Origin of the sequence: Luteimonas sp. WGS1318 (genome assembly GCF_043187535.1) — a bacterium.
Classification (GTDB): Bacteria; Pseudomonadota; Gammaproteobacteria; order Xanthomonadales; family Xanthomonadaceae; genus Luteimonas.
This window is the reverse complement of sequence record NZ_CP171131.1, coordinates 1,740,813-1,754,711: the sequence shown is the minus strand read 5'-3', so window position 1 is coordinate 1,754,711 and position 13,899 is coordinate 1,740,813. Positions and strand designations below refer to the sequence as shown.

The window sequence follows — 13,899 nt, the reverse complement described above, 5'->3', positions numbered from 1 at the left end:
TTTGAGCTTGGATGGCACGCGCCCGGCAGACACCTCGGCGTAAGTACGAACAATGTCTGCGAGACATGGCGGCTGGCACTCGCTGGTGCCCTAGTACTGTTCATGTCCGCTATCGCCCAGAAGCGGATATCCGTGTGTTAGCTGGCGTTCGGGCGGTGTATGGCTCACGCTGTTTTTCGAGTCAGCCGGGCGATCAAATAGCCAAGCAACAGGCCCGCGACATGTCCGGGTTTCGGATAGTTGGCATAGATCAGATCGAGCGTTAGCGCCACGGCGATCGTAAATGCGACTGGCAGTACGAGAGACTTCGAGCGGTCGATGCCCGTCATCGCTAACCAAAGGCCGGCTCCCGCAATTGCCATGATCGCCTGGGATGCGCCGGTGCCCAGGTTCCACGGCGGCATAAAGATTGGCTCGCTGATCAGCATTGCGATTGAGCCGCCTACCAGCCAGAGCACAAGCATGCGGAAAAAACCCATATGGCGCTCGACAACCGTGCCGACCAACAACAAACAAAACACGTTCGACAGCATGTGTGGCTGCTTGACATGAACGAGCTGTGCGGTGAACAGACGCCAGAGTTCGAGTTCACGAATGTATTTGAAGCGCAGACCGTAATTCTCGAGTTCGACGATCCTGACTCGTCCGAGCCAAGCTCCGCTGACTTCGATCGCCGCGAACACGCTCATGACGACAGTTGCTGCACACAGCAGAAGCGTGCACCAAGGAACGCGGCGCGACATCGAAGGCGCGATGATTGATTGCGACTGGGTCATGCAAAGTTCCGTTGTAAGAATCGCGCCGCTGCTGGGGCGAGCATAGCGGGGTCGAAACGGGCATCCGCCACGTCGCTATTCGGCCGGCTCTTGGATCATCGAGACACATCTCCCATATAGCGTTTTGCGGCCGTTGTGTCTTGTCTTCGAGGCGGTTGTTGCTCAGCCGTCTCGGATGTGCCCGCGGTTGTATGGGCGGCGGCAGGCCTCCGAGACTCGTCCTCATGGGGCAAGCGTCCGCATCTGGTCGGAAGTGGACGCATCTCCCCCAGTCCCGCTCAGTGGCGCGAGCGCTGCCATGGTGTGCGCACCTCGGCGCCTACATGCCGGGTCGCCGCGCAGGCCGCCTGTGTCGTTGATCCTTCGGGCCGGCGCCTGGCTGGCGGGATGCCGAGCAAATCGCGGACGTCGTGAAGTCCGCGGGTCGCCCCCCGCGGGGAAATGCAGGGACAGGCATCGAACACCCGCAACGCTTCGGGGAACCGGCCGCGCGTGATCGCGTTCAGCTGCTGCCGTGGTCGTGGCAGGCGGCCGGCATCTTCCGACGACGCACAAGAGATCTGCGCCCGCCGAGGAAAAACCCTGCCGTCCAGATCGCGCGCTATGCGCGCCCAGTGAACGCTGCGACTGCGCCTCAGCTGCGCAGCTTCAACACCGGCTGCTCGTCCAGCGTGCCGTCTTCGCGGATCGCGACGTAACGTGTGCCGGCCCGGTCGAACAACACCGGAATCGGTGCCTGGAACAATGGCCGGCGAACGAAGGCCAGCCGCCAGCCGAAGATCTCCAGCGCTTCCATAGTGACGAGCTGCGGCGGCGTCAGGCCTTCGCGCAGCTGGACGGTGTCGGCCGGCTGTGCGGCTCCTCGACGCCCGGGCGTCCGGCGGGCCGGCACATGGGGCTGAACCGTCCAGGGTCCGGCGATGACGGTGGAGTGCGCGGGGTGCGGCATCTAGATGCTCAAAAACAGATCACCGAGTTTCCATTCAAACCCCGTACCGGAACTGCACAGGCGGTTCGCCCCGCCCTCGCTTGCCACTTGGTCCCACGACAGAAAGTGAACCTGGAACCGTTATCCTGGCACCGTTATCAGGCACAGCCCTCGCAGCGGCACAGCATCAGACCGGCGCCTGCCAACGACGTCCCAGCTCCAGCCGGGGCGCTATCGCCACAGACGCTCACCCTCGTTCGTTACGCCGCGGCCCGCTCGTTGATTTCATTCACGATGCGGAATATCGAATCTGCGTCCGCATGCGCAAACGCGCCTTCCACGCCTTCGTGATGGATTGCGGTGAACGGTGGTTCGTACAACAGGCCTGGATCCATGACGCCCTGCTGCGTCAATCGGTCGATCACCATCTCCACGAACCGGATCTGCTGGCTGCTGTACCGGTTGGCGTCGAGGAACTGTGCGAACGCCTCTTTGGCGGCATTCCGGTCCAGCCCGACCAGCGAGCGGATGAACACCGTCAGGGGGCGGTCGCTGCCGTAATGCTTTTCGAATGCCTCGCGCCCGCCCACCACCTCCGCTCCGTAGACGAACCGCTCCAGCTCCTCCAGATCCGTTGCCGTCAGCGGCTTGTTGTAACGCAGCTTGGCGATGGCGATGTGGTGCTCGTTAGCGCGGATATAGGCTTCCACCTTGCGCTTGTACTGCGCCAGGTTGATACCGGTACTGAAGCTCTCCAGGCCAACCTCGTCCGATTCGCCAATGGTGTCGGTCAGCATCGAATAGACCGGATCGCCGGGACGCTTCTTGATGAACTTCACCAGCGTCCGGAGTTTCAGCCGCACCTCCTCGATCATCGAGAGCGTGACGCCTTCCCAGAATCCCTCACTCTGGACTTCATGGATCAACGCAAGCTGTTCCCGGACAGACGGGATCGCAGCATGCGCTTCAAGCGCACTCGCGACCTCGATCACCCGGTCCCGGTAGCCGAGGAAATCGCGCGTGGCGTTGATCAGTGCGATCTGCAGGCTCACGCACACCAGGTCGAACAGCTTGGCCGTGATGTGCTCGGGCTCTTGCTGGCTCGGCAGTCCTGCCACGTGCGCGCGAAGATCGGCCATCGCCGTCTCGTCCAGCGTGTCCCACTGCGCGCGCTCGGCATAGCGCGTCACATGCGCCAGCTCGAGGCGGACGATGAAGTTGTCCGGATTCATCTTCGCCACTTCGCCATGCAGCTGCGCGATCACGCTCCGGCGCAGCGCCGGCAGTGCGCTGTAATCGGCGGCCGCGTCCGCCGCCCATTTCTTCGGCGGCCCAGCGGTCTCCGGCAGCAGCACCATCAGCTCCAGCCGCCGTGTAAACAGGCGCTTGCCCAGCGGCTCGCCAACGGGCGCAGCGGCGCCGGCCGGAAACTCGTTGAAGTACTCGAAATTGGCGCAGAAATCGAAGATGTGGAACTCGGTCTTGTCCAGTCCCGGCCCGAACAGATCCGGACACAGCCGCGTCCCGCGGCCGATCATCTGCAGGAACTTGACCTTCGAGCGCACCGCCTTGAAGAACACCAGATTTACGACCTCGGGCACGTCGATGCCGGTGTCGAGCATGTCGACGGAGATGGCGATCTGAGGCAGCTTGGTCGCCAGGCTGAACTCGTCGATCAGGCTTTGCGCGTAGGTCACCGCGTGCGTCACCACACGCGCGAAGTCGCCCTTGTAGTGCGGGTAATGATGGTCGAAGCGTTTGGCAATGAAGACCGCGTGCGGCTGGTTGACCGCGAAGATGATGGTCTTGCCGAGCTGGTCGCCGCCGTCCACCTTGAGCCCGTGCTCCATCAGATGCCTGAGCATCAGGTCGACTGTGCTTTCGTTGAACAGCTGCTTATTGACCTGCGAAGCCGACACCTCGTCCGGCACCTCATGGTCGCCCCAGTCCAGCGACTCCCAATGCGCCTGCTCGTCCGGTGGCAACTCGTCGTAGCGGATGCCTTCGCGCACGAACCGGATCGGCACCGAGTGCGCGCGCGGCGGCACCAGATACCCGTCCGCCACGGCTTCTTCCAGTCCGTAAGCATCGGTGGGGACGCCGGTCTCCAAGCCGAACAAGTGATAGGTATCGCGGTCCACCTCGTCGCGTGGCGTCGCAGTCAAGCCCACGAGATAGCTGTCGAAGTAGCGGAAGATCGCGCCGTACTTCTGGTACACGCTGCGATGCGCCTCGTCGATGATGATCAGATCGAAGTGCCCGACGCCGTATTTGCGGCGGTCCCCATCCATCTGCTCGATCAGCCCCATCATCGTGGGGTACGTCGACAGATACACCCGCCCCTGCCCGTCCTTGTCGGTCACCAGGTTCACCGGACTGGAATCCGGAAGATGCGTCTTGAACGCATTGGTGGCCTGCCGCACCAGCGCCTTGCGATCCGCCAGCAACAGCACCCGCTTGACCCAGTTGCCGCGCATCAGCAGCTCGACCAGCGCGATCGACATGCGGGTCTTACCGGTGCCCGTCGCCATGGTCAGCAGGCCGGCGCGGCGGCCAGACGCGAGTGACTCCGCCATCGCCCGGATCGCGCGCAGCTGGTACTCGCGTCCGGCGATCCCGCGGTTGACCTGCAATGCGCCCAGGTCCCGTTGCAGGCTGCGGCGCTGGATCGCCAGTTCCAGTTCATCGCGCGTGTAGAAGCCCTGCACCTCGCGCGGCGGTGCGCGCTGGTCGTCCCACAGCCAGGTTTGGTGGCCGTTGCTGTAGAAGATCAGCGGTCGCTGGCCATGCGACTGCGCCAGGCAATCGGCGTACAGCCGGGCCTGCTGGCGACCGATATCCGGATCCTTGAAGCTGCGCTTGGCCTCCACCACGGCCAGCGGCTTGCCGTCCGCGCCCCACAACACGTAGTCGATGAAGCCCTCGCCCTTCTGGTTGGGCATGCCGGTCACCGGCACCTCCACCGACGCATTGGCGCCTACCACCCAACCAGCCTCGCGCAGCAGCACGTCGACGAAGAAACGGCGGGTGTCGGCCTCGTGGTAGTCGTGCGCATCCGGCACCGCGAGGTTGGCGGCCTTGGCCTCGGCCAGCTCCCGACGCGCGTCCGCCAGCTTGGCGTCCAACGCCGCGATCGCCGCCTCGCGCTCTGCCAGGGTGGCGGCGGTCTCGGCGATGCGCGCCTCGCGCGCTTCCAGCTGGCCGTGCTGGGCTTCGATCTGCTGACGGAACTTTACTTCCTGCTTCTCCAGCTCGTCGCGCGTAAAGGCCACCGCCTCGTCGGCGCGCACCAGATGGGGCACCTGCGTCTCGTCCCATTCGGCGGACAGGTGTTTCGGATCGCTGGCGCGGGTATAGGTTCGTGCCAGCCAGAACAGCACATGGAACAGCTCGCGCACCAGGCGCATCGCATCGCCGCTGCCCACCCGCTGGTTGCCGTGCACGGCCTGGTTGCCCAGCTTCTGGATCAGCCGCGCCTTCTGGTGGATATGCGGCGGCAGCAACTGCTCGAACGCGGGCTGCGTCAACAGCAGACCAAGCCCGTTGTCGTACGGCATCCGCAGGGTCACATCGTGTGCGTACAGCCAGTGCACCGCCTGCTCCAGCGCATGGCGGGTGCGCATGCAGCAGGCGCGCGGGTCGGAATGGACCAGCTGCTCCGCGCCCCTGGCCGGATCAAAGAGGGGTTTGAATTCCTGCTGCAGAAACTGGAAGTTGCTCACCGCGTCCCCTTCTCAAGCACGTCCCAATGCCCGCCCTTCTTCGGGCCGACATAACGCAGCCTGCCCTCGGCCTGCAGCCGGGCGGCCACCCGCTCCACTGTGCGCAGCGACAGTCCCGTCGCCCGCGACACGTCCGCAAGGGTCAGACCCGGCTGCTGGCGCAGCACGGCCAGCACCCGGGCCGGCGAGCGCGGCGGCGCTTCTACCGACATTTCTACCGGCGTTTCTACCGTCACCTCGGCGGCAATCGCCTCGTCCAGGCTGTCGGCAATCGCCTGCAGGATGAACTCGATGAAGCCACTGCAGTCGCTGCGCGCGTCAGCCACGCCCAGCTGCGCGTAATAGTCCTGCTGGCGATGTTTGATGACCGTTTCCACCGGCAGCCACGCGAGGACAGGCTGCCAGTGCGCCAGGATCAGGGTCTGCCACAGCCGGCCCATGCGGCCATTGCCATCGTCGAAGGGATGGATGAATTCGAACTCGTAATGGAACGCGGCCGACGCGACCAGCGGATGCGCATCGGTCTTGCGCAGCCAGCCCAGGAGATTCTTCACCAGCGCCTGCACACGGCTCGCGGGCGGCGCCATGTGCAGCAGCTTGCCCCCGCGCCAGATCCCGACATCGCCGCCGCGCAGCCTTCCGGGCCGGTCCACCAATCCGGCCATCAGCAAGCTGTGGGCGGCGAGCAGATCGCCCAGGCGATGCGGCTGCCAGCGCTCCATCGCCTCGTAGGCCGCAAAGGCATTACGCACCTCCTGCACTTCCTTCGGCGAGCCCAGCACCGGCTTGCCGGCCAGCACCGCCGTCACCTGCTCCACGCTGAGCGTGTTCTGCTCGATCGCCAGCGAGGCCTGCAGGGTGCGAATGCGGTTGCTGCGACGCAGCGCCGGCACCAGTGTGTCGCGATTGGCGGCCGCCTTCCACGCGCCCAGCCGCTCCGCGATGTCCGCGACCAGCGCGGTCATGCGATGGGTCAGCTGGAACGGTGGCTGGTAGGCGGGCATGGTCATAGCGTGCCGGAGAAGGCACGGTGTTGGAGGCTGGCAAAAACGCTGTCCAATTGGCTGGCGCTTAGCCGAAGGGTGTGCGCTTGCTCCCGGGTTCTCCGAACGATCTCGGAAAAACGGACTTGAGCCTCCACTGGCGGCAATGGCACTTTCACTTTCTCGATGCGGAACAGTGCGAGCTTTCCGATGGTCACCTGCCCCGTCTGGGAACGGATCTGCGATTGCGCATCCGGCATGCTCAACGCAAAAGACAAGTAATTAGACACATAGGCGCCTGCATCCTTCGGCACAATCTTCGCTGCGTTTTCCGTCAAGTTGGCGCCATCAAGCGTCGTTTCAACGGGTGCCACAAGTCCTATCGTGCCGGCAATACTGATTATCAAATCACCCTCAGAGACCGTGTAGCGTTTGATCTTTTGCTGCACGTCGGGTCTAAGGTACCGAAGATTCTCCTCGTGCACATGACCCATCTCGACATCGGAGACGCGAACGTAGCGGAACGGCGTGACCGAATCCGAGTAATCCTCACCCTTGGGCAAACGCTTTCCACCTTTCACCTCGCAAATATCACCGATGGCGACCATTGGCCCTCGGTCAGAACCACTAAACATTTCGAGAAAAACGGACTGCAGCAGCTGATCGAGCTTGGCAATAGCTTCGCGGCGCTTGGCGCGCAGCGCGTCTGCCTTATCCAGGATCGCCGCGATGCGGCGTTGCTCGTCAACCGGCGGTAGAAGAAGTCGCTGCCGATACGCGTCGGCCCGATTAAGCCCAGGAATCGCTGCCGCTCGATTCAGTTTATTCAGACCTAAATCTTCGAGACGATATGCGAGCCATTTCAGGTCCGCTTTCGTCGATGTGCTGTCGACATAATAGGTTGTATCGATGGGCCAGCACGCGCATTCTGAATACGCGACTTCGCCAAACGAGCCCTTTCTCCCGACAATGATCGTTGGCCCGCTTGTTATTGCCGTCGAGTGGCCGCCGACCACGCCATTCGATCCGTAAACAGCAAACTTTCCTCCATCCCTATCCCTCGCAGCAAGACTCTTTCCATACTTGAACTCGCAGACGTCGCCAAGCTCGATTTCTGGCCACGGCATGCTCACTGCAACATACCTTCCAACTCCTCCATCCCCTGCATGATCTCCGCCTCCAGCGCCCTCAACTCGGCGAGGATCTTCGTCGGTGGGTCGTAGTCCAGTTGCTCGTGTACAACTTCCTTGTAGCGGTTGATCGACAGGTCATAGTCGTTGCTCGCGATCTCCGCCTTCGGCACCAGGAAGCTCTGTTCGGTGCGGCCGCGCGCGCTTTCCTCATCGCGGTGCTGCCAGCGCTGCAGCACATCCGGCAGGTTGTTGCTCGCGTGCCTGTCGTTGGTCAGCGGATTGCGCTTGTCGTCCAGCGAGAACCCGTCGGCCTGCATGTCGTAGAACCAGACGTCGTCGGTGCCGCCCGAGTCTGTCTTGGTGAACAGCAGAATGGCGGTGGACACACCGGCGTAGGGACGGAACACGCCGGAAGGCATCGACACGATGCCGTCCAGCTTCTGCTCCTCTACCAGCATCCGGCGCAGCGACTTGTGGGCCTTGGACGAGCCGAACAACACGCCGTCGGGCACGATCACCGCGGCGCGGCCACCGGGCTTGAGCAGGCGCAGGAACAGGGCGAGGAAGAGCAGCTCGGTCTTCTTGGTCTTGACGATCTGCTGCAGGTCCTTGGCCGTGCTCTCGTAGTCCAGCGAGCCGGCAAAGGGTGGATTGGCAAGGATCAGGCTGAACTGCCCGGCCACGCCGGCATGGCCTTCGCTGAGGCTGTCGCGGTTCTCGATGGCCGGGTTCTCGACGCCGTGCAGCAGCATGTTCATCGAGCCGACCCGCAGCATGGTGCTGTCGAAATCGAAACCGTGGAAGGTGTCGTGGTTGAAGCGCTTTGCCGCGTCGGCATCCTTGTAGATCCCGTCGCGATGATGCGTGTCGAGATACTCGGCGGCGGCCACCAGGAAGCCCGCGGTGCCGCAGGCCGGGTCACAGATGGTGTCGGCCGGCGTGGGCGCCATCATCTCGACCATCAGCTGGATGATGTGGCGCGGGGTACGGAACTGCCCGTTCTGACCGGCCGAGGCGATCTTGCCGAGCATGTACTCGTAGAGATCGCCCTTGGTGTCGCGGTCGTCCATGGGGATGGCGTCGAGCATGTCCACCACCTTCGCCAGCAGCGCCGCGCTGGGAATGGTGAAGCGCGCATCCTTCATGTGCGCAGCGTAGGTGGAATCCCCCCTTTCGCCGCCCATGGTCTTGATGAAGGGAAACACCTCGTCTGCGATGGTGCTGTACAGCGTGGCCGGATCGCCCAGCTGACGGAACACCGACCAGCGCAGGTGCTGCTGGTCGGGCGCGAACACGGGGTGCTCGATCGGTCGCTTGAGGCGGTTGGCCTTCTTCTCGCGGACGGTGTGCAACTCGTCCAGCCGCTTGATGAAAAGCAGGTAGGTCATCTGCTCGATGACCTCCATGGGATTGGAGATGCCGCCGCTCCAGAACGCGTTCCAGATGGCGTCGACCTGGGATTTGATGGTGCCGGTGATCATGGATTTCCTTGGTGATGCGGATCAGGACTCCGAGGTCCTGACGATGCTGTAGCCGGTGGCGTTGTAGAGGCCGTTGAACTTCGGATCATGGCCGCGCAGGCGCACCGACCAGCCGAGCCCAAAGACGTGGCGGAACACCTCGTCCACGTCGGCAAGTTCCACCTGGTGTTCCTTCCGGTTGGCGCCTGTGCCGGGCCTGGCCACCCGGAATGTGGCCTGGCCGGTGTCGCGATTGCGCAGGCGGTACGGGTACAGGCGCTGGCCGCTGGTGTGTTCGAACCAGAAGCTTGGATCGATCTCGTTGGTTGCCTTGGGCATGGTTGGTTCGGCCTCTCAGTCGTCGCTCGCCAGGAACCACACCGGCCTGAGCGGAAGACGCGCGCGGGCGCTGTCATCGAGCTGGGCGTAGTGCGAAGTCCACAACTCCAGCAACTTGGGCGCGTCGATCAGCGTGATGCGCCGATGCGACTGGCGCGCTTCATAGTCGGCGTCCCTGGTGAAGCCCGACAAGGCAACGAACAGCCCGACATCGCCCTCCCCTAGCACCGCCATGAAGCTGCGAAGGCCCATCACATCGATGCGTGCGGAATTGGCGTTGCGCTTGACCTGTACCTTGATACGCGGCGGCCGGGTGCCGAGCGGATCGTTGTAGGCAATGATGTCGGTGCCGCCATCCTTGCCGGGCGGTGCGACCCAAGCGACGTGGTAACCCATCGCCCGCAGCAGCGACGCCACAAGTTCCTGGAAGTCGTAGGGCGGCATGGCGGCGAGGTAGGCCTCGATCTCGGCCCACGCCATCTCTTCGGCTTCCTCCAACGTGATGCTGGCCGATTCCTCGGTGAGTTCGGCTTCCGGATCATCCACTTCGTCGGGGACGGGCTGGGCGCTCTTCCATTTTTTGTACAACTGCCCGACCGCACGAATGAACTGCTCAGGATCGGGGTAGACGTCCAAAGCTGCCTCGCCCTCTGGCGTAAGGGTCCAGATACCTTTGTCCTTGACCAGCCAGCCGGCCTTGACCGGCGCGACAGTGCTGAAGCGCACGATCTTCTCGAAGCGGCGGCCGCCAGTTTCGTAGTCGCCTGCCTCGTACTCGGTGAGCACGACCTGCTTCTCGAGCGCGGCCAGCGCATCCGACGCACGCATGCCTTCAGGCTGGGTCTTGAGGATATGGAACAGCGCACGTGTCAGTTCACCCGTGCGGCGCCTGCTGATGTTGGCCATGCGTCCTCCCCTGGACTGCCGAGCTGCTTGGTACCAAGGCCAATGATAGACGTCCGGCCGACGGAGTTAGAGCTTCCAGTCCGTGTTCAGTCGAGTGCGTCGATCTCGACGCGTTGCCCTGGCGTTGGGGCCTAAGCCCGAACATTCAGCGGCCGCGCAAGCGTCGCCACCTTGGACGTGTCAAAGAAAAGCCCGCACGCGGCGGGCTTCTCTTTTGATCGGTCAGTACCGCGGCTGCAACTCACTCCCACTCAATCGTCGCCGGCGGCTTCCCACTGATGTCGTAGACAACGCGAGAGACGCCGCGGACTTCGTTGATGATCCGGTTCGAGACGCGGCCCAGGAAGTCGTACGGCAGGTGCGCCCAGTGGGCGGTCATGAAGTCGATGGTCTCCACGGCGCGCAGCGAGATCACCCATTCGTAGGCCCGGGCGTCGCCCACGACGCCGACGGACTTGACCGGCAGGAACACGGCGAAGGCCTGGCTGGTCTTGTCGTAGAGATCGGCCTTGCGCAGTTCCTCGATGAAGATGTGGTCGGCCTTGGCCAGGATGTCGGCGTACTCGGCCTTCACCTCGCCGAGGATGCGCACGCCCAGGCCCGGGCCCGGGAACGGGTGGCGGTAGACCATCTCGCGCGGCAGGCCGAGTTCGACCCCGAGCCTGCGCACTTCGTCCTTGAACAGCTCGCGCAGCGGTTCGACCAGGCCCATCTTCATGTGCTCGGGCAGGCCGCCGACGTTGTGGTGGCTCTTGATGACGTGGGCCTTGCCGGTCTTGCTGCCGGCCGACTCGATGACGTCGGGATAGATGGTGCCCTGCGCCAGCCACTTGGCGTTGCTGAGCTTGTTGGACTCTTCGTCGAAGATCTCGACGAACAGGTTGCCGATGATCTTGCGCTTGGCTTCCGGATCGCTCACGCCTGCAAGCGCGCTGAAATAGCGCTCACGTGCATCGACGCGGATCACGCGCACGCCCAGGCCATGCGAGCTGGAGGCATCGGCGAAGGTCGTCATGACCTGGTCGCCCTCGCCCAGCCGCAGCAGGCCGGTGTCGACGAACACGCAGGTCAGCTGCTCACCGATCGCCTTGTGCAGCAGCGCGGCGACGACGGACGAATCCACGCCGCCCGACAGGCCGAGGATCACTTCGTCGCTGCCCACCTGCTCGCGCACGCGCGCGATCTGGTCGTCGATGATGTTGGCCGCGGTCCACAGCGTGGCGCAGCCGCAGATGTCGACGACGAAGCGGCGCAGCAGCGCGAGGCCCTGTTTCGTGTGGGTGACTTCGGGATGGAACTGCACGCCGTACCAGCGTTTGTCCTCGTTGGCGAACGCGGCCACCGGCACGCGGTCGGTGCTGGCGGTGACGGTGAACTCGGGCGGCGCGGCGCTGACGTGGTCGCCGTGGCTCATCCAGACGTCGAGACGCTGGGCGCCGGCGTGGTCACTGAGGCCCTCGAACAGGCTGTCCTTTGCGACGATGGCGACTTCGGCGTGACCGTATTCGCGCGCGTCGGCGGCTTCGGTCTCGCCGCCCAGCTGCTTGGCCATCGTCTGCATGCCGTAGCAGATGCCCAGCAGCGGCAGACCGGCGTCGAACACCTGCTGCGGCGCGCGCGGCGAGCCGTGTTCGGTGGTCGATTCCGGGCCGCCCGACAGGATGATGCCCTTGGGCGCGAACGCGGCGATCTCGGCCGGATCGTGGTCCCAAGCCCAGATTTCGCAGTAGACGCCCAGCTCGCGGATGCGGCGGGCGATCAGCTGCGTGTACTGCGCGCCGAAGTCGAGGATGAGGATTTTGTCGTCGTGAAGGTTCGGGGTCGGTGATTCGGAAACGCCGGTCATGTGTGCCTCAATTCAATCTGATGTTTGTCGAATCACGAAACGCTACTTGGACGAGCCTGGATCGCCCCTACCGTCATTCCCGCGAAGGCGGGGCTTTCAACGGACGAATGTCCGATCATCCATGGACTTTGACCTACCGTCACCCGTTGCCACATGACGCGGGCAACGTCCTTGGATTCCCGCTTTCGCGGGAATGACGGGTCATAGGAAACATGCAGGCGGGCAGATCCCGCTTCTCCGAATCCCCAATCCCCACTCCCAAATCCCGCCAGGCGGGCCTCAGCCCGCCTGGTAATTCGGCGGCTGCTTGGTGATCGTGACGTCGTGCACGTGGCTCTCGCGCTGGCCGGCGCCGGTGATCTTCACGAACTTCGGCTCCGTGCGCATCTCTTCGATGGTCGCGCAGCCCACGTAGCCCATGGTCGCGCGCAGGCCGCCGGCGAGCTGGTGGATGATGCCGCCGAGCGCGCCGCGGTACGGCACGCGGCCTTCGATGCCTTCGGGGACGAGCTTGTCGGCATCCGACGAATCCTGGAAGTAGCGGTCCTTGGAGCCCTGCTCCATCGCGCCCAGTGAGCCCATGCCGCGGTAGCTCTTGTAGCTGCGGCCCTGGAACAGTTCGACTTCGCCCGGTGCTTCCTCGGTGCCGGCGAACAGGCCGCCGATCATCACCGTCGATGCGCCGGCAACGAGCGCCTTGCCGATGTCGCCCGAGTAGCGGATGCCGCCGTCGGCGATCAGCGGGATGCGGTCCTGCAGGGCCTCGGCGACCATGTCGATCGCGGTGACCTGCGGCACGCCCACACCCGCGACGACGCGCGTGGTGCAGATCGAACCGGGGCCCACGCCGACCTTCACCGCGTCCGCGCCGGCGTCTTCGAGCGCCTTGGCCGCTTCGCCGGTGACGATGTTGCCGCCGATCACCTGCACCTGCGGATAGGTCTTCTTGACCCAGTTCACGCGGTCCAGCACGCCCTGCGAATGGCCGTGCGCGGTGTCGACGATGATCACGTCGACGCCGGCCGCGACCAGCGCTTCGACGCGCGCTTCGGTGTCACCGCCCACGCCCACTGCGGCGCCGACCAGCAGCTGCTCGTCGGCATCCTTGGCGGCGTTGGGGTTGTCGTGCGCCTTCTGGATGTCCTTGACCGTGATCAGGCCACGCAGCGCGAACTCGTCGTTGACCACCAGCACCTTCTCGATGCGGTGCTTGTGCAGCAGCGCCAGCACTTCGGTGTCGCTGGCGCCTTCGCGCACGGTGATCAGGCGGTCCTGCTTGGTCATCACGTTGCGGACCGGATCGTCGAGCTTGGTCTCGAAGCGCAGGTCGCGCCCGGTGACGATGCCGACCAGTCGCGTGCCATCGACCACCGGCACGCCGGAGATGTTGCGCGCGCGGGTCAGGCGCAGGACTTCACCGATGGTGGTGTCCGGGCCGACGGTGAACGGTTCGCGGATCACGCCGGCTTCGAAATTCTTGACCTTCGAGACTTCGGCGGCCTGGCGCTCGACGCTGAGATTCTTGTGCACGATGCCGATGCCGCCGAGCTGGGCCATCGCAATGGCGAGGCGGGCTTCGGTGACGGTATCCATCGCCGCGGAGACGATCGGCAGGTTCAGGCGCAGGTCGCGCGTCAGGCGGGTGGCGAGCCGGACATCCTTGGGCAGGATCAAGGAGTGGGCGGGAACGAGCGATACGTCGTCGTACGTGAGTGCTTCGGCCTGGATGCGCAGCATGCGGGGTGCCGGGGAGGAGGAAGCGCGCCATTCTAGCGCGTTTGGGCCTGCCCGGCAGGGACAGTGTGT

General features: G+C 64.2%; 10 protein-coding genes. All 10 read right to left on the bottom strand.

What is annotated here, in order from left to right:
• Positions 1–164: 164 nt before the first annotated feature.
• Entirely contained in the window at positions 165–776 is a 612-nt protein-coding gene (locus ACF3M1_RS08105) for a rhomboid family intramembrane serine protease (protein ID WP_394005059.1), read from the bottom strand.
• A gap of 634 nt (positions 777–1,410) precedes the next feature.
• Positions 1,411–1,725, bottom strand: coding sequence for a hypothetical protein (locus ACF3M1_RS08100; protein ID WP_394005058.1), 315 nt, complete (start codon positions 1,723–1,725; stop codon positions 1,411–1,413).
• Between the two features lie 239 nt (positions 1,726–1,964).
• Entirely contained in the window at positions 1,965–5,426 is a 3,462-nt protein-coding gene (locus tag ACF3M1_RS08095; protein WP_394005057.1) for a DEAD/DEAH box helicase family protein, read from the bottom strand.
• Entirely contained in the window at positions 5,423–6,391 is a 969-nt protein-coding gene (locus ACF3M1_RS08090; RefSeq protein WP_394005056.1) for a Fic family protein, read from the bottom strand. Before ACF3M1_RS08090 ends, ACF3M1_RS08095 begins: the two co-directional genes overlap by 4 nt.
• A 41-nt stretch (positions 6,392–6,432) precedes the next feature.
• The gene (locus ACF3M1_RS08085) at positions 6,433–7,536 is read right to left on the bottom strand and encodes a restriction endonuclease subunit S (protein WP_394005215.1); all 1,104 of its coding nucleotides are present in this window, start codon (positions 7,534–7,536) and stop codon (positions 6,433–6,435) included.
• A gap of 2 nt (positions 7,537–7,538) precedes the next feature.
• Entirely contained in the window at positions 7,539–9,023 is a 1,485-nt protein-coding gene (locus ACF3M1_RS08080) for an N-6 DNA methylase (RefSeq protein ID WP_394005055.1), read from the bottom strand.
• A 21-nt stretch (positions 9,024–9,044) separates the two neighbouring features.
• Positions 9,045–9,341: a hypothetical protein gene (locus ACF3M1_RS08075; protein ID WP_394005054.1), complete on the bottom strand. Its 297-nt coding sequence runs from the start codon at positions 9,339–9,341 to the stop codon at positions 9,045–9,047.
• A 15-nt stretch (positions 9,342–9,356) separates the two neighbouring features.
• Positions 9,357–10,247 (bottom strand): restriction endonuclease, encoded by an 891-nt coding sequence (locus ACF3M1_RS08070; RefSeq protein ID WP_394005053.1) that lies wholly within the window; start codon positions 10,245–10,247, stop codon positions 9,357–9,359.
• Between the two features lie 241 nt (positions 10,248–10,488).
• On the bottom strand, positions 10,489–12,093 hold the full coding sequence (gene guaA, locus ACF3M1_RS08065; RefSeq protein ID WP_394005052.1) for a glutamine-hydrolyzing GMP synthase: 1,605 nt from the start codon (positions 12,091–12,093) through the stop codon (positions 10,489–10,491).
• Between the two features lie 279 nt (positions 12,094–12,372).
• Entirely contained in the window at positions 12,373–13,830 is a 1,458-nt protein-coding gene (gene guaB / locus ACF3M1_RS08060; RefSeq protein WP_394005051.1) for an IMP dehydrogenase, read from the bottom strand.
• Positions 13,831–13,899 lie beyond the last annotated feature (69 nt).

Bases quoted from the DNA above. Each gene is read 5' to 3' on its own strand.
- ACF3M1_RS08105 (WP_394005059.1), bottom strand. From the start codon at position 776: ATGACCCAGTCGCAATCAATCATCGCGCCTTCGATGTCGCGCCGCGTT.
- ACF3M1_RS08100 (WP_394005058.1), bottom strand. From the start codon at position 1,725: ATGCCGCACCCCGCGCACTCCACCGTCATCGCCGGACCCTGGACGGTT.
- ACF3M1_RS08090 (WP_394005056.1), bottom strand. From the start codon at position 6,391: ATGACCGCGCTGGTCGCGGACATCGCGGAGCGGCTGGGCGCGTGGAAG.
- ACF3M1_RS08085 (WP_394005215.1), bottom strand. From the start codon at position 7,536: ATGCCGTGGCCAGAAATCGAGCTTGGCGACGTCTGCGAGTTCAAGTAT.
- ACF3M1_RS08080 (WP_394005055.1), bottom strand. From the start codon at position 9,023: ATGATCACCGGCACCATCAAATCCCAGGTCGACGCCATCTGGAACGCG.
- ACF3M1_RS08075 (WP_394005054.1), bottom strand. From the start codon at position 9,341: ATGCCCAAGGCAACCAACGAGATCGATCCAAGCTTCTGGTTCGAACAC.
- ACF3M1_RS08070 (WP_394005053.1), bottom strand. From the start codon at position 10,247: ATGGCCAACATCAGCAGGCGCCGCACGGGTGAACTGACACGTGCGCTG.
- guaA (WP_394005052.1), bottom strand. From the start codon at position 12,093: ATGACCGGCGTTTCCGAATCACCGACCCCGAACCTTCACGACGACAAA.
- guaB (WP_394005051.1), bottom strand. From the start codon at position 13,830: ATGCTGCGCATCCAGGCCGAAGCACTCACGTACGACGACGTATCGCTC.